Consider the following 18672-nt stretch of genomic DNA (forward strand, 5'->3'; position numbering starts at 1 on the left):
GAACTCGGCGCTGCACAACACAACACCTTGTGTCTCCACCGTCCTGCGGATACCCGCGCGACTGTGCGGAGATCCACATCGGGGTCGCTGGTCACGACGAAATGCGCTTCGCCACATCGAATTCGCGTGCGCCCACCGGCCCCGCCGAGGCGCTCACAGTTTGCCAGACCGACGAACGAGCGCACCGGCCGCCCGCTCACCCGCCCCAACTCTGCACCACCGCGGCTTCCACATCGAGCCAGGTGCGGGTGGGACGAACCCATTCCGGCGGCGGCTGGGTCTGCGCGCCGAACCAGAACAGATTCGGCACCAGGCCCCGGAGCGCGGTGTGCACGTCGATCCGGTCGTCGACCATATGCGTGATCCCCAACTCCGCACAGTGGATCGCCTTGTCCGCCCGAGCCCGGCAGAACCGCAGATTCTCCCGCGGAATCCCCGTGCGGGCGAAGAAATCATGATGATCGAGCCACTGCCGGGTCCGCTGCTCGACGCGCGGTCCGCACTTCGAGATAACCCACGCCCCCTGGAAACGCGGCACGATGCGCGCGAGCACCTCGAAGGCGCCGGGGCTCGGCGGCGTCATCATCGCCTGCTCGAAACCGCCGGACAGAAAGACGGTGTCCGCGTCTCCCGGTTCGGCCGCTGCCCCCTGGATGACCCGGCCGAAGTCGACGCCCAGGCGTTGGGCGGCAATGGTTTTGCTCGAGATGGCACTCCCCCGGAACGCATCAGCGACCGATCCGCACATCGGTCGTACGCATCCAGCATGACCTCACGTGCACTGGCACACAACTGGTTTGCGGTCCGGAGTGCGCACGCCCCGGCCCCTGCTTCGTAACCCAGTGCGCAAGCCCTCGACGAACGAGGCCGAATCACGCACTGCCGCAGACGATGAGAAAAGCATTCACCGGTTTCACGGCTGGACGCCACTTCTCGGAAAACTCCTCACGAGGTTCCGGCGCGCGAAGTTCGAAGACAGCGGAAGATACTGGTGCGCAATCGCATTCAGCGCGCTGAACATTTCCCGGTTTCACTGTCGCAGGGCGGATGACCGGGCCGATGCGTCCGCCAGGACGACGCGGCGTCACAACTCGCCGTCGGCGAGCAGAAGTTCGGCGACAGCCCCCGGCGCCTCGTGCATGGCGTCGTGGCCGGTGGGCAGGTCATGGACCAGCCACTCGGGGTCGGCCTGCAGGCGGGCGCGCAGTCCCGCGAAGGGCGTGTGATCCTCCCAGCCCGAGCAGTAGACGAACTCCCGGCGCGGGACCTGGGCATGCACGCCGGTGAGCCGGATCGTCTGCATGAACGCGGCGAGGGGATGGGGGCGGCGGCGGGGATCGCCGTCGCCCGGCGGACGGACGGCATAGCCGGTGCCCGCGGCGCCGGAGGCGATCACATGCCGGAAGTACTCGTTCATCGCGGACCAGCACGACTCGCCGTCGCGTGGGACGTATGCGTCCAGGTGCACCAGACGGGAAATCCGGCCGCCCGAGCGGTCGGCCGCGGCGGCGATCACCATCCCGCCGTAGCTGTGACCGACCAGCGTCACATCCGTGAGGTGGGCGCGCTCGAGGAACCGCACCACGTCGTCGGCGTGGGTGTCGAGGTTGGCCGTCGCGACCGTCGCGGTGTGGTCGTCCGGCCGCAGCCCGGTCAGGGTCAGGGCGTGCACGGCGTGACCGGCACTCTCCAGCAACGGAACAACCGACTCGTACGACCAGGAACCTTTCCAACCGCCGGGCACGAGGACGAACGTCGCCATGATTGTCTCCATTTCGCGAACCGCGGCATCGAGACACGCTGCCTCGAAGACCTCCGCATGGGGACAGTGTCATCGGCGCGGGGTGTGGCTTGCTACCGATAGAAAGCCATTCGATACCGCTATCCGGCCAACCTGGTACCGAGCAGCGCGGAATCAGATACCCAGGACGAGCTTCGCGGTGGTGAAGTAGATGATCAGGCCGGTGGCATCGACCAGGGTCGTGACCATCGGGGCGGAGATCACCGCCGGGTCGATCCGTAACTTCTTGGCCAGCAACGGCATCGTGCCGCCGATGGTCGCCGCCCAGCCGCAGATGATCACCAGGGTGATGCCGACGACCACGGCGATCTGCGCGCCGACGAACACGGCTCCGATGACCATGCCGACTACCGCGAGCATCGAACCCAGCACCAGGCCGACCCGGCATTCGCGCCAGATGACCTTCAGCAGATCCGACACCCGCACCTCGCCGACGGCCAGTGCGCGCACGCACGAGGTCGCCGCCTGCGCACCGGCATTGCCGCCCGCGCCGATCAGCAGCGGAATGAACAGCGCGAGATGCGCGGCGCGGGCCAGCGTGACCTCGAACGCGTCGGTCACGGTAACCGTCAACGTGGCCGCAACCAGGAGCAACAGCAACCACATCGCGCGGTAACGAGCCAGCTGGAAGACCCCGGCGGCCATGTAGTGGCCGGCCCACGGGCTCGCCCCGGCCTGACGCGCCACGTCCTCGCTGTCCGCGGCCTCGATGACCTCGACCGCGTCATCGATCGTCAGCAAGCCGACCAGCCGATCCTCGCTGTCGACGACCGGCAGGTTGATCAGATTGGTTTCCCGCATGAGCCGCGCCGCCTTCTCCGCGGCATCGGTCGCGCGCGCGAAAACCGGTGCGGTGACGACGAGTTCGGTCAACATGCGGTCCGGATCGCTGAGGACGAGTTCCCGCATTTCGACGATGCCGGTGAGCCTGCGTCCGCCGTCCACCACGGGCAGCGTGTACACGGTCTCGGCGTGCGCCCCCTTCGCACGCACCACCAGCAGCGCCTGTTCTACGGTGAGATCCCGGTGCAGCGCAACGACTTCCGGGGTCATATAGCGTCCGGCCGAACCTTCGGGATATCCGAGCAACGCCGCGGTCATCCGCCGCTCCCGCGGGCTCAGCCCGGCCAGCACCTTCTTCGCGACGGTGGCCGGCGCCTCACGCAGCATCCGGGCCCGGTCGTCGGGATCCATGCCCTCGACCAGATCGCGGAAGCTCTGATCCCGCATCCCGGCCAGGATCTGCTGCTGATCGACGGGTTCGAGCTCCTCGAAGACCGCCAGCGCCCGGTCCTTGTCCAGCAACCGGAACGCGATACCCGCGTGCACGGCGTCCAGGCGGGCGAGTTCATCGGCGATCCGGTGCGGCGGGCGATTCTCCAACCACGTCAGCGCGGCGTCGACCTGCCGCGCATCGATGCAATCCCGCAACGATACGTCATCCGAAACAGCTTCGGCGACAACGGATTCAGTGGCATCCGTCCCGATGGCTGCCGTTTCGGCGACCGCCGTCGCATCGGACTCCGCGCCCACGATTGCGCCGGAGACGGCGGTTTCGGCCCTCCCCAACTGTGCTGCGGTGACAGTGTTTTCAGCCTCGGCACACAGACTTTCGGCGCCGGAGAACACAGCAGAACGATCGTCACCCGGCGCATCGGAGCGTGCGGGAGCGACGAAGAACACATCGGTCGACATGAGAAGAACCTCGGCATACAGCGAGTGGGTACGGGATCGCGAATCACCGCGAGGCACCGACCTCGCCACCGAAAGCTCTATCGGCAGAACAGCAGGACGGCGCCGCGCGGCATTCGACTGGGGGGTTCGCTACGCACAGCCACCCACCTCCTCATCGCCGGCACTTCACCGTCGGAAACTTCGCGCCCGATGCCCACCCAGGCACCGCTGCGACCTGCAACATTGCCCGATCGACGCGTGGACGCACAACGCCCGGATGCAGGTTACACCTTCATAGGCCCGAACGCCGAAACATCGAAAATCACCACTTCCGGCAACCGCGTTCCGGGCCCGCATCACGAGCCTGCAGCCTTCATCGACAACCTCATCGACCGTCGGCGCTGATGTACCCGAGGGTGTCGGCCGACAGCACCATTCGCCTGGTTCACCCAGGCATCGTGCCGTCAGGCGACCCCACACCCGGCCAACGAATGTGAGCCGAAGTCGCCGTTCCGGCAGCCACACCGCTCCGCGACCGGGCGCCACAGCGAGCCATCGCCCAAACCTCAACGGGGAGATCATGTTTCCTGTCGTTCGAGGAACATGCGACACGGCGGCGGGGTAACCTGGTTGCCGATTCGCCATTCGGACGGGTGGGGCTTGCATATGGTCGAGTATGTGGTTCGCGATGTTGTGCGCGACGTGATCGCGGATGTCGCGATCAACGAGCTGTTCATCGTCGATGGGCTTGCGCTGCACAGCGATGCCAGTGTCGTTCACCGCCTGCGACGCGGTGGCGGCCGCAACGAGCCGTTGGGCTTCGGCGTCGAAGAGCTCACGGCATTGGCGACACCCGTGGTCTGGCTGGCCCTCGACGAACTGGCACATCGCATCGCGGGTGACGCGATCGACGGGGCCTTCAAGGGACTGAAGAGCTTGACGCGCAAGGTCTTGCGCAGCAGGCGAGCGCCCACGACCATTCCGGCACTGTCCCGAGAGCAACTCGGTGAGGTACGTCGCCTGGTCGAAGAGCTGGCAGCCGAGCGAGGACTGGAACCCGGTCGCGCACAGGAGATTTCGGATGGCGTCGTCGCGAGGTTGGCGACGGCTCCGGAGCAGGAGCCACCCACGGGCTCGCCGGCCATCAGCGAGTGATGTCGGCGTCCGCCGCACCGCGATTCGACGACCGGGCCATCGCGGCGGGGACAGCGGTACGGTTCATCCTGCTGGCCGTACTGATCGTGGTCACGACCGCGTCCATGGCCGAGGAGTTCGTCGACAGCCGCTTCACCAGCTGGGGCTGCCTCCTGGCCGCGGGCGGCGATCCGAACAACGGCTCAATTGCGATATTCGACGCGATGCGGCGGCAGCACGCGGCGTACTCGGATTGCGAAACCCGTTTCGGCCGCACCGAGCCCTGGTGGATTCCCCTGACCGCGGTTGCCGCGCTGCTACTGGTCGCGATCCTCGTCACCGCGGTACTCACCCGGACGCGGTCTGGGCGCCGCGACATTACCGTCGAAAAACTGTCCGGCTACGCGGATCTGTCCCCCATGCTCCGAGAGCTGGTCTCCGCCACCGGGATCACGCAGCCGGTGCGATTCGTGGTCGATCCCTCGGCCTTATCGGCGGGCGCGGTGGTGACGGGCCGGACGCGACGTCCCACGGTCCGGCTGCACGGCGGGCTTCTCGCCCATATCGCCAGTGAGCCGCAGCGGTTTCGCGCGGTGGTACTACACGAGCTGGGGCATATCTACAACCGTGACGTCACCCTCACGTACTCCACGATCGCGCTCTGGCGCGCGTATCTCGTCACAGCCCTGCTGCCCTATCTGCTGTGGGCCATCTGGTGGCTGACGCGACCGTACCGGTGGCACAGCGATATTCCGTTCAGCGTTCGCAACCTGGCGATGACGGGCGTGATCGTCGCCCTCGTCTATCTGGTCAGGGCGGATGTACTGCGTGCCCGCGAAGTGTATGCCGACCGCACGGCGGTGCGGTGGGGCGCCGACCCGCGCGGATGGGTCATCCCCGACCCCGGTCCGAAGCCGAATCCGCTGCGCCGCATGGCCGCGAGCATCAAGGAGCTGTTCGTCACCCACCCGCGGTGGACGGTACGCCGGCGCGCACTCGACGACCCGTCCGTCCTGTTCGGAATGTTCGGGCTCCCGATCGTCGCGACGGGGATGGCCGCGTCACTCATCAGCGGCCGGATGTCCGGCTTGGCCCTCGTGTCCACGATGCGGCCAATGATGGTGCCGATTTCCTCGGGTGTCGCCGCCGCACTGGTCACCGGCATCGTCGGGTTCGCGGTCTGGCGCGCAACGATTTTCGCCGCCGTGACCGCTCGACCGCACGGGTCCGGACTGAAGTTGGGCCTATGCCTGGGGATCGGGTTTTCCCTGGGCGAGTTGGTACTGAACCGGGCGACCATCGCGGACTGGCTCCCGAATCACCCGGCGGTTCTCCTGGTGCCGATACCGATCGGCATCTTCTACGGCTTGTGGACCACGCAGAGCGCGGAACTCTGGGTCACGGCGTGGGCGGGCCGGTCGATGCGAATTCCGTTCTGGATCAACGTCATCGCCGGCTTCGTGGTGCTGTCCGCAGTGCTCTGGTGGTGGGACGACAACGCGTGGATGCTCACCACCTGGATGTTCGACGCGGATTCCGTGCAGTTGACCGGCCTGCTCGTCCAACTGCCGGTCGGTTTCCCGCTGCGCGTGCTGAACGCGTTGCTGTACCTGGGCCAGAGTGTCGCGCATGCTCCTCTCGTCATGGCAGCCGTGGCCGTGATCGCCGGCTCGCCGCTGTTGTTGTGGACCACATCCGTCTCCGGAGACCGTGCGGCGTGGCAATCGCGTTTCCTGCTGGCGAGCGAACGGATCGTGCCGTCGTCTGTTCCGGCGTTGCCGTCGTTGCGGGGCGTTCTCGCGGCAGCGGCCGCGGGGACGGCCACGTCGTGCTGTACCGCGGTAATCTTCGCGATGACAATGCACACCGTGGATCCGCCGGGCCCTCGGTCCCTCGGGGTGGCGATCGCGATCTACCTGGCGTGGTTCCTGATACCGACCGCACTGGGTGTCGTGGTCGGTGCGGCCGTTGCCACGGCACGTAGTTCGCGAGCGCCTCTGCTCGCGGCGCTGGTCGCCACGCAACTCGGGGTGTGGGCCGGCACGGCCGGTCTCGCGGCGCTGATCACCGTGGACGGGTGCGTCGCTCCCTTGGCGACCACTAGAACTCTCTGCGACGTGCGGTCCGGACTCGCCGTGCCACTGCGCGAATGGCTGCCCGTGGCGCTGGTCGCCGGAGTCGTGGAAGCGGCGGTCGTCGCCGCGCTCGTTCTGGCGATCCGCCGCATTCCGGGCATCCGGGAGCATCGCCCGATTCACCCGCGCTCGCCCTCGATCCCGATCCGGCGGCGGCTGGCCACCGCGTCACTGTTCCTCGCGATAGTCGGCGTGTCGGTCGCGGTGACAGTACGGGGAACCATTGCCTCCGGCTCGGACGAGACCGTCGATTTCGGCGCGGTACAACAGCTGGCCGTACCCCTCGCTTCCCCGTACGTCCTGGCGAACCAGGTGGCCGCATGGGATGAGTACAGCGACGACATCGGCCCGCGGATGGAGCGGGACATGCAGAATTTCGCCGATGTCGCGGGCCCGGCGCTCGAGTCCGGCAATGACGACGCGCTGATCACCGTTCGCCCGGAATGCACCGATCTGACCGGGCTCGTCACGTCGGCCAGGCGCTATTTCCGGAATCCCGATCCACCGGCCGAATCCCTGTGGAAAAAGATGGTCGACGACGTGGATCGCGGAAGCCGGGAGTGCGCGGCGGGTTTGGCTCTGCTGACAGCGCCGGCCGATCATCGGGCCGATGAGGCGGCGCAGCACTTCCTCACTGCCCTCGCAGACTTCAGCGATGCTTTCGACGCCGACGAGGCAATGCTCCGACGGATCGAAACCATCATCACGGTCCCGAAACCATGAGGCATTACCGCCGCCGGTTCCGGCGAATCCCCGAACTTCGGGCAACGCTCGGCGAATCCGCTACAGCATGCAGCTGACGCAACCCTCCACCTCGGTCCCCTCCAAAGCCATTTGGCGGATGCGGATGTAGTACAACGTCTTGATTCCCTTGCGCCAGGCGTAGATCTGGGCCTTGTTGACGTCGCGGGTGGTGGCGCTGTCCTTGAAGAACAGGGTCAGGGACAGGCCCTGGTCGACGTGCTGGGTGGCCGCGGCGTAGGTGTCGATGATCTTCTCGTAGCCGATGTCGTAGGCGTCGGCGAAGTAGTCGAGATTGTCGTTGGTCAGGTAGGGGGCCGGGTAGTAGACGCGGCCGATCTTGCCTTCCTTGCGGATCTCGATCTTCGAGGCCACCGGGTGGATCGAGCTGGTGGAGTGGTTGATGTAGGAGATCGAGCCGGTCGGCGGGACGGCCTGCAGGTTCTGGTTGTAGATGCCGTGCGCCATGACCGAGGACTTCAGCTCGCGCCAGTCCTCCTGGGTCGGGATGTGCACCCCGGCCTCGGCGAAGATCTGCCGCACCCGTTCGGTTTTCGGCTCCCACGCCTGCTCGGTGTACTTGTCGAAGTACTCACCGCTGGCGTACTTGGACTCCGGGAAGCCGCCGAAGGCGACGCCGCGCTCGATGGCGAGCTTGTTCGAGGCGCGCACCGCGTGGTAGGCGACAGTGTAGAAGTAGATGTTCGTGAAGTCCACGCCCTCTTCGGATCCGTAGTGGACCCGCTCACGCGCCAGGTACCCGTGCAGATTCATCTGTCCCAGACCGATCGCGTGCGAGGAGTTGTTGCCCTGTTCGATCGAGGGCACCGAATAGATGTGGGTCTGGTCCGAGACCGCGGTCAGCGCCCGGATGGCCACCTCGATGGTCTGCCCGAAATCCGGTGAGTCCATGGCCTTGGCGATGTTGAGCGAGCCGAGGTTGCACGAAATATCCTTGCCCACAGTGGCATAGGACAGATCGTCGTTGAACACCGACGGCGTGGAGACCTGCAGGATCTCCGAGCACAGATTCGAGTGGGTGATCTTGCCCTTGATCGGGTTGGCCCGGTTCACCGTGTCCTCGTACATGATGTACGGATAGCCGGATTCGAACTGCAGCTCGGCGATGGTCTGGAAGAACTCGCGGGCGTTGATCTTCGACTTGCGAATCCGCTTGTCGTCGACCATTTCGTGGTACTTCTCGGTGACGTTGATATCGGCGAACGGCACACCGTAGATGCGCTCGACGTCGTACGGCGAGAACAGGTACATGTCCTCGTTCTTCTTGGCCAGCTCGAAGGTGATGTCCGGAATCACCACGCCCAGCGAGAGCGTCTTGATGCGGATCTTCTCGTCCGCGTTCTCCCGCTTGGTGTCCAGGAACCGGTAGATATCCGGGTGGTGCGCGTGCAGATACACCGCCCCCGCACCCTGCCGGGCCCCGAGCTGATTTGCGTAGGAGAACGAATCCTCCAGCAGCTTCATGATCGGGATGACGCCCGAGGACTGGTTTTCGATCTTCTTGATCGGCGCGCCGTGCTCGCGAATGTTGCTGAGCAACAACGCAACTCCACCGCCGCGCTTGGACAATTGCAAAGCGGAATTAATGGAGCGACCGATGGACTCCATGTTGTCCTCGATGCGAAGCAGGAAACAGCTCACCGGCTCACCGCGCTGTTTCTTGCCGGAGTTCAGGAAGGTCGGGGTGGCCGGCTGGAAGCGGCCGTCGATGATCTCCTCGACCAGTTGCTTCGCGAGGATCTCGTCGCCGTCGGCGAGGGTGAGCGCGACCATGCAGACGCGGTCCTCGAAACGTTCGAGGTAGCGCTTTCCGTCGAAGGTCTTGAGGGTGTAGGAGGTGTAGTACTTGAACGCGCCGAGGAAGGTGGGGAAGCGGAACTTCTTGGCGTAGGCCTGCTGGAAGAGCTTCTTCACGAAGGCCCGGCTGTACTTGTCCAGCACCTCGGACTCGTAGTAGTTCTCCTCGACCAGGTAGTCGAGCTTCTCGTCGAGGTTGTGGAAGAAGACGGTGTTCTGGTTGACATGCTGCAGGAAGTACTGGTGCGCGGCCTCGCGATCCTTGTCGAACTGGATCTCCCCGTTCGGACCGTAGAGATTCAGCATCGCGTTGAGAGCGTGGTAGTCCAGGCCCTCGGTGGATGCGGTATCCGCGGCGACCGGACGCTCTAGGCGAGCCGACTTACCGGCAGGTGCTGTTGTCGTTGCCAAAACAATCCCAATCCCTCTCGGACGCGTTCGACGTCCTCGGCAGTTCCCATGAGTTCGAAGCGATACAGGTACGGAACGCCGCATTTGCGCGAGATCACTTCTCCCGCATAGCAGTACGTATCGCCGAAGTTCGTGTTGCCGGCCGCGATGACGCCGCGCAACAGCGCACGGTTGTGCGGATCGTTCAGAAACCCGGCCACCTGACGGGGCACGAAGTCCTTCTCGGATCTGTTGCCGCCCAGCACGTGCCGGCCTCCCCCATAGGTGGGGCAGATCAGCACGTAGGGCTCGTCGACGCGAAGCGAATCGGCAGTGTGGAGCGGAATGCGAACGGCGGGCAGGCCCAGCCGTTCGACGAAGCGGTGCGTATTCTCCGACGCACTCGAGAAGTAGACCAGGGGTGCGTTCCCGCGGGGCGCTTCCCCACGCTTGCGGGAATCAGGCGTTTCGGCCATCTGGAGCACTCCCTTCCTGCTACCTCCCTCGCCGGAAACCGGCGACCGGCGGGTCAGGCCGCGGCGACCGCCAGGGACTTGATCCGATCCGGACGGAATCCGGACCAGTGATCGTCACCGGCCACGACGACCGGAGCCTGCAGATAACCCAGTGCCATCACGTAGTCGCGGGCCTCCGGGTTCTCCGAGATGTCGACGACCTCGTATTCGATACCGACCTTGTCGAGGGCGCGGTAGGTGGCGTTGCACTGGACGCATGCGGGCTTGGTGTAGACGGTGATGGTCATATGTCCCTCTCTCATCGGGCCTTGGAACCGAACCTGAACCTGAGCCTTGAATCCGTATGCAATGCGTGGGCCGAGTGCGATTCGCCTCACGTGCGCAAACCCCTGGAAGTGGGCTCAGCCCCCCAGGTCAGACGACCCCGGACGACCCTGCGGCCGTACCGTCTTCCAGCTCCCAAGACACTACACCTAGTGGCCGACAGAATCCTACAACACGAGATGTTGCGAGTCACAAAGGTGAAATTCGGTCGGCGTAAGTACCTGGACAGTCGATTCGCAACTCGACACGGCTGTGGTACAGATCACGATTTCGTCGCGTAGCTTCTTCCCAGCTAACACATCGTTCCCACCGGTAACAGTTGCCCCTCCCGGCTCACCGACCCCGGAACAGACAAGGCCCGCCCCGTCGAATCCGACAGGGCGGGCCCGGTGCGCAGACCTCGGCATCGGCCCTCGCGGGCCACGCGATCAGGCGTTGACCGAGTTCTTCACGGCCTCGACGAGCTCGTGCACGGTGGCGGCGAGCTCGGTCAGCGCCTCGGCGTCGTCGCGGGGGTGCACCTCGCCGAAACGCTGTCCGATGACGCCGAAGTGCAGATGCGCGCTCTCCACCACCGAGGCGCCCGCCACGCCGAGCACCTTGACGGTGTCGCCGTGCGACCACTTGGCGGCGTTCTGGCTGATCGAGGCGCTCACCACGGCGGCGGGCTTGCCCTTGATGGAACCGGCGCCGTAGGGACGCGAGGCCCAGTCCACGGCGTTCTTGAGCACGGCCGGGATCGAGCCGTTGTACTCGGGAACGAAGACCAGCAGGCCGTCGGCGGCGGCGACGGCCTCGCGCAGGGCGGTCGCGGCGGCGGGCACGCTGCCGGGGACGTCGAGGTCCTCGTTGTAGAACGGGATGTCGTCGAGACCGGAGGCGATGACGACCTCGACACCCTCCGGGGCGGTCTGCGCGGCCGCCTCGGCGAGTTGCCGGTTGATGGATCCGGCGCGCAGGCTGCCGACGAGTGCGAGAAGACGAGTCTGGGACATGATCACTCCTTGAATTGCCGAGGCGGTCACCACCACCGCTGTCACGGTAGAATAACCGGACCACGGTCCGCTTTCATTCCGTCCCTAGGGGGGCCACCCCGTGAACTACGACACAGCCGCCGACGATCCATGCGCACGCGAACCCGGTGACGATCGTCCCACGGGGCTGCCGATCGAGGCCGTCGCCTTGGAGATGCCTCCCGAAGCACTGGCTCTGCTGCCCGTGACCGCCACCGCGGCCGAGCGCAGCGACGCGGCCCGCAACCGGCAACTTCTGCTGGACGCCGCCGAACAGCTGGTGCGGGAATTCGGCGCGGACGACGTCACGATGGACGCGGTAGCTCGACGCGCGGGCGTTGGCAAGGGTACCGTCTTCCGCCGTTTCGGTTCCCGCTCGGGCCTGATGCTGGCCCTGCTCGATCAGTCCGAGCGAAAATTCCAGGCCGCGTACATGTTCGGGCCGCCACCGCTGGGTCCGGGGGCACCGCCCGCGCAGCGACTGATCGCCTTCGGCCGGGCACGACTGGCCGGCATCGAGGTCGAGGGCGAGATGCGCCGTGCCGCGGACGATTCGAGCCGGTATTCCAGTCCGCCGTACAACGTCACGAAATCCCATGTCGCACTGTTACTCCGGGAGGCCGGCGCGGCCGGGGACATCGCACTGCTGGCCGACAGCCTGCTCGCGGCCCTGGACGCCGCGCTGGTCCTGCACCAGATCCGGGTGCTCGGATACAGCACCGAACAGGTCGCCGACAATTGGGAACGCCTGGTCCGCTGGGTGCTCGCCGATGCCTCGGTACAGTGACGGGCGTGGGTACTCTTCGTCAGGCCATCATCGCCGAATTGGGTGTTCAGCCGGTCATCGAGCCGAAGGTCGAGGTGCGCAGGCGCGTCGATTTCCTCAAGGACTATCTGCGCTCAACGCCCGCAACGGGTTTCGTGCTCGGCATCAGCGGCGGCCAGGACTCCACGCTGGCCGGTCGGCTGTGCCAGCTGGCGGTCCAGGAACTGCGCGAGGAGGATCACGAGGCCACCTTCGTGGCGGTGCGCCTGCCCTACGGCGTCCAGGCCGACGAACATGACGCGCAGGTCGCGTTGCGCTTCATCCAGCCCGATCGCTCGATCGAGGTGAATGTGAAACCCGGCGCGGACGCGGTCGCCGCCGAGGTCGCACACGGTCTGAGCGACCTGCCTGCGAGCGAAGGCCACGAGCCTCGCCTGCGCGATTTCGTGCGCGGCAACATCAAGGCCCGCGAGCGGATGGTCATCCAGTACGGCATCGCCGGCCAGCTGAACATGCTGGTCGTCGGTACCGACCACGCGGCCGAGGCGCTGACCGGATTCTTCACCAAGTACGGCGACGGCGGCGTCGACCTGACGCCGTTGACCGGCCTTACCAAACGTCAGGGCGCGGCCCTGCTCCAGGATCTCGGCGCGCCCCCGAGCGTCTGGGAGAAGGTCCCCACCGCCGATCTCGAGGACGACCGCCCCGCCCTCCCCGACGAGGTGGCCCTCGGCGTGAAATACGCCGACATCGACGACTACCTCGAAGGCCGCGAGGTGAGTCCCGAGGTATCCGACCGCCTGGAATCGATCTTCCGCAACACCCGCCACAAGCGCACCGTCCCCGCCACGCCCTTCGACACCTGGTGGAAGTGAGTCGAACACACAGTTTCTCGACGCGCGGTTCATCGGTTGCCCGGAAGCGCCGAGAGACGGCAACAGATGCCACAGGCTCCTTGGAATCGGTTGCGCGACAAGCATGTTCGCGTCGCGCGGTTGAGAGCTGATGCAGCAGTCGCCCGATCTCTCGCGCCGTGGCCTCGGTGAAGACTGTCCAGAGTCGACCACACGCTCTCCTCGGCGGGGCGCGGGTAGCCGAGCGCGTCGAGCCAGTCGAGGATCGGGCCGTGCCGGCCCAGGTGGCCGGGCGGTGCGGGCTGCGGGCGGCGGCTCCTGAACTCGCGCGCCTACGTCAGGAACGAAGAGTGCGCAGGCCGGCGCGGATTTCGCCGACCAGAATCTCGGGCTGTTCCAGGGCCGCGAAGTGCCCGCCCTTGTCGGCCTCGCCGTAGTGGATCAGGTTGCTGTAGGTGTCTTCGATCCAGCTTCGGGGCAGGCGGGGGATGTCCTTCGGGAAGACGGTCACCGCGACCGGAAGCGTCAGCTTCGGACCGGCGAAGGTGGCTGTTCGGTTTTCCCAGTAGATGCGCCCGGACGACGCGGCGCTGTTGGTGAACCAGTAGAGCGATATCGCGTCGAGCATGTCGTCGATGCCGAGGGCGTCCTCGGCGAGCCCCTGGTTGTCGGTCTTGGACTGGAACTTCTCGTAGATCCAGGCTGCCTGACCGGCGGGCGAGTCGGCCAGGGCGAATCCGACCGTCTCCGGCTTCGTGCCTTGCAGGTGGTTCGACCCACCGAGTTCGCCGGTGTAGCGGGCGAGGGTCTGCACGGCGTAGCGCTGTTCGGGCGACAGGGTGTCGGGTATCCGCGCGGGAAAGGCGTATTGGGTGTTCAGATGAATTCCGGCAAGCCCCTCGGGTTGCATAGCCCCGAGAGTGGTGGTGACGACCGCACCCCAATCACCGCCCTGCGCAACCCATCTCGGGTAGCCGAGACGCTTCATCAGCTCCGCCCACGCGCCGGCGATGCGCGAGACGGTCCATCCGGTCTCGGTGGGCTTCTGGGAGAACCCGAACCCGGGGAGCGACGGGATGACGACGTCGAATGAATCGGCGGCGTCCGCGCCGAACGACACCGGATCGGTCAGCGGGCCGATCAGCTTCCCGAACTCGAGGATCGAGCCCGGCCACCCGTGCGTGAGCAACAGCGGCATCGCGTCGGGATTCTCGGACCTGACGTGGATGAAGTGGATATCCAGCCCATCGATCTCGGTCAGGAATTGGGGGAAGCGATTGAGCTCGGACTCGAGGCGTCGCCAGTCGTAGCCGTGTTCCCAGTAGTCGACCAGAGATCTGGCGTTCTCCACGCGAACCCCTTGCGACCAGTCGCTCACCGTTTCCGGATCCGGCCATCGAGTTCTGGCCAGCCGCCGCTTCACGTCCTCGATCTCCGAATCCGGGATCGAGACGGTGAACGGGCGGACGAGGGTCGAGGCCGGCGGTGTCGGTGCGGTCATTGCCTTCTTCTCCTGAGCTTGGAAGCGCAGTGCAACTCTTCATTGCACACCAGTGTGCAATCTACTTTGTTGCACACCAGTGTGCAACAATGGTGCCGTGCCCGCCGAGTCCTCCCGTGTGCGCTCGATGAACGAGACGCGCGATCGCATCCTCGACGTCGCCCTCGATGTGCTGGGAGAGAACCCCGACGCCGGAATGGGCGACATCGCCTCCGCCGCCGGCGTCGTTCGTCGCACGGTCTACGGCCATTTCCCCTCGCGCCTCGACCTGATTCGGACACTCACCGAACGAGCCGTCACCGAGATGACGGCCGTGCTCACCGAACTCGGCGCCTCCCACGCGGAACCGGACGCGACGTGGGTCGAATTCATCGCCCGCGTCTGGCCGGTGACGCACCGGTACCGGGTGTTGTTGGCGCTGCGCCGCGGCGAATACGGCGAGGCGATCCACGGCCTGCTCGGACCGGTCGATAACCTCCTCGCCGACCTCGTCAAACAGGGCCAGGACACCGGCGTGTTCGCACACCACCTGCCGGCGGGCATTGCGAGCCAGATTGCCTACGGCGTCGTGTTCGCCATCGCGGACAGCGACCTGTCGAACCGACCCCTCGGCGCCCGAGCCGCGGCGATCACGAGCCTGCTGCTGCTGGGCGTTCCCGAGACCCGCGCCATCGCTCTCATGGACGACCAGCCCTGACTCGCAGCACTCGACCACAAACCGAAGTCAGCGCACGAATTGTGGCACGGGCGAGGGGACGACGCCGTGAGCTATGGTGAGCACAAGTCGTCGGCAAAGAGGTGATCGTCGGTGAATTCCGCTGCAACTCGTCCACGTCCGGGCAACCTCCGCGTTGTCGCCGAAGAGATCGAGCAGAGTACGGGCCTGCGCGTCGAAATTCTGGGGGGAAATCTGGTGATGTCACCGACACCGCGCGGTAAGCACGCGGGCACGGTGCTGCTGATCCGCCGCCGAATCGAACCACGGCTGCCCGCCGGTCTTGCTCCCTACGAGATGTCGTCGATCGCGATGCCGGGCGACGAAGACGACTACTGCACTCCGGACCTGGTCGTTCTGCCCGAAAGCTGGAGCAATGATGACGACTGGCTGATCGACCCGCAAGAAGTGGAACTCGCGGTCGAAGTCACCTCCCGGAGTGAGAAGCCGCAACAGATCATCCGTAAGAACGGCTGGTACAGCGTCGCAGGCGTTCGCACCCTGCTGGTCCTGGATCCCGGTTCGGGTCGATGGGAGCTGTACACCCACCCGCGGGGTGGGGACTATCACGGTCGCCTCGACGGCAACTACGGGGATCCTATCCCGTTGCCGGAGCCGTTCGGCTTCACCGTGGAGACGGACGAGCTGCCGCGTTACGGCCGGTGAGGTCCTAGCCCCCCGCGAACGGGGGCAGCACGTCCACCCGGGGTGTGAGGCGGGTGGTGGCGTCGCGGGTGAGTTCGTCGCCGATCAGGAAGGCGCAGACCTTCAGCATGGGGTCGAGGGCGGGGCCGTAGGTGTGCGAGAGGGTGTTGCGCAGGTCGGAGACGGTGGCCTCGGCGGGGAGGTCGAGGTGTTCGCTCGATTTGCCGACCGCGTCCGCGATCGCGGCGAAATATCGGACCTCAACCACCGATCGCTCCCATCGTCCGTTCCGGCGGCACGAAATCGGCGGCGTCGATACCGTGTCCGGCCCATTTGTTCCACATCGCGCCGCGCCACAGCTCGGCCAGTTCGGCATCGGTCGCGCCCTCGCGCAGCGGCGCTCGTAGATCGTATTCCTCGTCGCTGAACAGGCAGGAGCGGATCTTGCCGTCGGCGGTGAGCCGGGTGCGATCGCAGTCCGAGCAGAACGTCCTGGTCACCGAGGCGATGATGCCGACGGTCGCCGGGCCGCCGTCGACCAGCCAGGTCTCGGCGGGCGCGGCCGGATCCTCGCGCCCGGCCGCGGTCAGGGTGAACCGTTCGCCCAGAACCTCGAGCAGTTCGGCGGCGGTCACCATATTCGCGCGTGCCCATTCGTGATCGGCGTCCAGCGGCATCTCCTCGATGAACCGCAGCGCACCGCCCTCGGTCAGACACCATTGCAGCAGATCCGTTGCGCCGGAGAGGGTTTCACGCATCAGCACCGCGTTGACCTTGACCGGGGCCAGGCCCGCGCGGTGGGCGGCGCGAATTCCGGCCAGCACCGAGGGGAGCCGGTCACGGCGGGTCAGACGGGCGAAGGCGGCGCGGTCGACGGTGTCGAGCGAGACGTTCACCCTGCCCAGGCCCGCCCGCGCCAACGCGGCCGCCCGGTGTTCGAGCCCGACGGCATTGGTGGTCATCGCCAGCGGCGTCTGCGGCACGGCCGCGTGGACGCCCGCGAGGATCTGTTCCAGATCCCGGCGCATGAGCGGTTCGCCGCCGGTGAAACGCACCTCGCGCACGCCGAGTTGGCGCACCGCGAGCGTGACCACGCGCACGATCTCCTCGGCCGAGAGCAGTTCGTCGCCCGGGATGGCGGGCAACCCCTCCTCGGGCATGCAGTAGGTGCAGCGCAGCGAACATTTTTCGGTGATGGATACCCGCAGATCACGCGCGATGCGCCCGAATCTGTCCAGGAGATGCGGAGTATCGGGCCGTCCCGCCGACGGAGGCAGCCCGCGGCGGACGGCGGGAATCCCCATGACGACCACACTCACACAACCCATTATTGCCGCACGAAGCCACCGGGGCTCAGGAGGAACGTTCGAACTGTCCGGAACGAGGCCGCTACTACAGTGCTTTATATGGCACTATCGCGCAGCGATTCGATCAGCGGCGGCGGGCGCGCCGGACCGCCCACCGGACTGGCCCGGTCGGTCGAGGAACACCTCGGCCGAGTCGAGGAAATGCTGCGTCCGCTGGCGATTCGCGACGTCGAGGACGTCGCGATGGCCGACGCGCTGGGACGGCTGCCGGCCCGGGATGTGCACGCGCCGCTGGATCTGCCGGTGTTCCGCAATTCCGGGATGGACGGTTACGCCGTACGGGCCGCGTCGGTTTCGGTGACACCGGTCACCCTGCCGCTGGCCGGTGTGGTCGCCGCCGGGCAGTCCGGGGAAGCGCCGCTGCCGCCCGGTGCCGCGATGAAGGTGATGACGGGCGCGCCGATCCCCGCCGGCGCGGACTGTGTGGTGCCGGTCGAGGACACTCGCACCGACGGTCACACGGTGACGATCGAACGCGGCCGCAAGGCCGGGGATTTCGTCCGCGAACCGGGTGTCGACGTGCGTTCCGGGGAACTGCTGGTGTCGGCGGGAACGGCGCTCGGGCCCCGGCACATCGCCGCCCTCGCGGCGGTCGGCCTGCCGAGGCTGCCGGTGTTCCGCCGCGTGCGCGCCGCGGTACTGACCACCGGCGACGAGCTGATGCCCGCGGGAGTTACGTTGCGGCCCGGGCAGATCTACAACTCCAACGGCATCGCGCTCGCCGCGGCGCTCAGCGCGAACGGCGCCGAGGTCGTCTCGGTCGAGCACAGCCGCGACGACCCGGCCGAGTTCGCCGGCCGTCTCTCGGCCGGAACCGCTCGCGCGGACGTGGTGTTCACCTCCGGTGGGGTGTCCAAGGGCGATTTCGAGGTTGTCAAGGACGTATTGTCCACGCGCGGCGGGGAATTCGGCTCGGTCGCGGTGCAACCCGGTGGACCGCAGGGGCTTTCGGTCTTCGACGGCGTTCCGGTGCTGAGCTTTCCGGGCAATCCGGTCAGCACGATGGTGTCCTTCGAGGTGTTCGCGCGGCCGATTCTGCGCGCGCTCGCGGGCCTGCCGCCGGTGCCGGCACACGATGTGGCACTGCTGGACCCGGTGCGCTCGCCCGCGGGCCGGCGGCAGTTCCTGCGCGGCCGCCTGGACGGCGACGGTGTCCGGCTGGCCTCGGGACCCGGCTCACATCTGGTCGCCGCGATGGCCCATGCCGACGTGTTGATCGATATCGCCCCCGAGGTCACCGAACTGGCCGCGGGCTCGATCGTGAAGGTCCGGGAACTGTGAGCGAGCTTGCGAGTGAACCGTGGACACAGCGCGCTTC

18 protein-coding genes are annotated in these 18672 nt (G+C 66.5%); 8 read left to right on the top strand and 10 right to left on the bottom strand.

The window, feature by feature from the left end; genetic code table 11:
* Positions 1–196: 196 nt before the first annotated feature.
* From AC5WS7_RS24555 to mgtE, 3 genes are all read right to left on the bottom strand, one after another.
* Positions 197–748 (bottom strand): hypothetical protein, encoded by a 552-nt coding sequence (locus AC5WS7_RS24555; protein WP_495956916.1) that lies wholly within the window; start codon positions 746–748, stop codon positions 197–199.
* Between the two features lie 336 nt (positions 749–1084).
* Positions 1085–1762, bottom strand: coding sequence for an alpha/beta fold hydrolase (locus AC5WS7_RS24560; protein WP_495956917.1), 678 nt, complete (start codon positions 1760–1762; stop codon positions 1085–1087).
* Between the two features lie 153 nt (positions 1763–1915).
* Entirely contained in the window at positions 1916–3496 is a 1581-nt protein-coding gene (mgtE, locus tag AC5WS7_RS24565; RefSeq protein WP_495956918.1) for a magnesium transporter, read from the bottom strand.
* A 237-nt stretch (positions 3497–3733) separates the two neighbouring features.
* Between mgtE and AC5WS7_RS24570 the strand changes: the two genes are divergently transcribed.
* The 3 genes from AC5WS7_RS24570 to AC5WS7_RS24580 all read left to right on the top strand — a co-directional run bounded on the left by AC5WS7_RS24570 (position 3734) and on the right by AC5WS7_RS24580 (position 7467).
* A complete protein-coding gene (locus AC5WS7_RS24570; protein WP_495956919.1) occupies positions 3734–3880 on the top strand; it encodes a hypothetical protein in 147 nt (48 codons plus the stop codon).
* A 288-nt stretch (positions 3881–4168) separates the two neighbouring features.
* Positions 4169–4630, top strand: coding sequence for a hypothetical protein (locus AC5WS7_RS24575; RefSeq protein WP_495956920.1), 462 nt, complete (start codon positions 4169–4171; stop codon positions 4628–4630).
* A complete protein-coding gene (locus AC5WS7_RS24580; RefSeq protein WP_495957179.1) occupies positions 4630–7467 on the top strand; it encodes a M48 family metalloprotease in 2838 nt (945 codons plus the stop codon). Before AC5WS7_RS24575 ends, AC5WS7_RS24580 begins: the two co-directional genes overlap by 1 nt.
* Positions 7468–7527: 60 nt before the next feature.
* Here the strand turns inward: AC5WS7_RS24580 and nrdE are convergent, their stop codons facing one another.
* The 4 genes from nrdE to AC5WS7_RS24600 all read right to left on the bottom strand — a co-directional run bounded on the left by nrdE (position 7528) and on the right by AC5WS7_RS24600 (position 11488).
* Positions 7528–9609: a class 1b ribonucleoside-diphosphate reductase subunit alpha gene (gene nrdE, locus AC5WS7_RS24585; protein WP_495957180.1), complete on the bottom strand. Its 2082-nt coding sequence runs from the start codon at positions 9607–9609 to the stop codon at positions 7528–7530.
* A 62-nt stretch (positions 9610–9671) separates the two neighbouring features.
* Positions 9672–10169, bottom strand: a complete 498-nt coding sequence (gene nrdI, locus AC5WS7_RS24590; RefSeq protein WP_495956921.1) for a class Ib ribonucleoside-diphosphate reductase assembly flavoprotein NrdI — start codon at positions 10167–10169, stop codon at positions 9672–9674.
* Between the two features lie 53 nt (positions 10170–10222).
* Positions 10223–10456, bottom strand: coding sequence for a redoxin NrdH (locus AC5WS7_RS24595; protein ID WP_495956922.1), 234 nt, complete (start codon positions 10454–10456; stop codon positions 10223–10225).
* Between the two features lie 465 nt (positions 10457–10921).
* On the bottom strand, positions 10922–11488 hold the full coding sequence (locus AC5WS7_RS24600) for an NAD(P)H-dependent oxidoreductase (RefSeq protein ID WP_495956923.1): 567 nt from the start codon (positions 11486–11488) through the stop codon (positions 10922–10924).
* A 193-nt stretch (positions 11489–11681) separates the two neighbouring features.
* Here AC5WS7_RS24600 and AC5WS7_RS24605 point away from each other — a divergent pair, with 193 nt between their 5' ends.
* A complete protein-coding gene (locus AC5WS7_RS24605; protein ID WP_495957181.1) occupies positions 11682–12293 on the top strand; it encodes a TetR/AcrR family transcriptional regulator in 612 nt (203 codons plus the stop codon).
* A gap of 5 nt (positions 12294–12298) precedes the next feature.
* Positions 12299–13147, top strand: a complete 849-nt coding sequence (nadE, locus tag AC5WS7_RS24610; RefSeq protein WP_495956924.1) for an NAD(+) synthase — start codon at positions 12299–12301, stop codon at positions 13145–13147.
* Positions 13148–13463: 316 nt separating this feature from the next.
* Here nadE and AC5WS7_RS24615 read toward each other — a convergent pair whose 3' ends face one another.
* On the bottom strand, positions 13464–14627 hold the full coding sequence (locus AC5WS7_RS24615; protein ID WP_495956925.1) for an epoxide hydrolase family protein: 1164 nt from the start codon (positions 14625–14627) through the stop codon (positions 13464–13466).
* 97 nt (positions 14628–14724) lie between these two features.
* Here AC5WS7_RS24615 and AC5WS7_RS24620 point away from each other — a divergent pair, with 97 nt between their 5' ends.
* Together AC5WS7_RS24620 and AC5WS7_RS24625 are read left to right on the top strand one after the other, a co-directional pair.
* Entirely contained in the window at positions 14725–15324 is a 600-nt protein-coding gene (locus AC5WS7_RS24620; RefSeq protein WP_495956926.1) for a TetR/AcrR family transcriptional regulator, read from the top strand.
* 111 nt (positions 15325–15435) lie between these two features.
* Complete coding sequence (locus AC5WS7_RS24625) at positions 15436–16008, top strand: Uma2 family endonuclease (RefSeq protein ID WP_495956927.1); 573 nt, start codon at positions 15436–15438, stop codon at positions 16006–16008.
* A 4-nt stretch (positions 16009–16012) separates the two neighbouring features.
* Here AC5WS7_RS24625 and AC5WS7_RS24630 read toward each other — a convergent pair whose 3' ends face one another.
* Both AC5WS7_RS24630 and moaA read right to left on the bottom strand, forming a co-directional pair.
* Positions 16013–16255 carry a MoaD/ThiS family protein gene (locus tag AC5WS7_RS24630; protein WP_495956928.1) on the bottom strand — a complete coding sequence of 81 codons (243 nt, stop codon included), beginning with the start codon at positions 16253–16255 and terminating at the stop codon, positions 16013–16015.
* A complete protein-coding gene (gene moaA / locus AC5WS7_RS24635) occupies positions 16248–17306 on the bottom strand; it encodes a GTP 3',8-cyclase MoaA (RefSeq protein WP_495956929.1) in 1059 nt (352 codons plus the stop codon). Before moaA ends, AC5WS7_RS24630 begins: the two co-directional genes overlap by 8 nt.
* Positions 17307–17393: 87 nt before the next feature.
* Here moaA and AC5WS7_RS24640 point away from each other — a divergent pair, with 87 nt between their 5' ends.
* A complete protein-coding gene (locus AC5WS7_RS24640) occupies positions 17394–18635 on the top strand; it encodes a molybdopterin molybdotransferase MoeA (protein ID WP_495956930.1) in 1242 nt (413 codons plus the stop codon).
* The last annotated feature ends 37 nt before the right edge of the window (positions 18636–18672 follow it).

It is taken from the genome of Nocardia sp. PLKS1-43, from assembly GCF_059510335.1.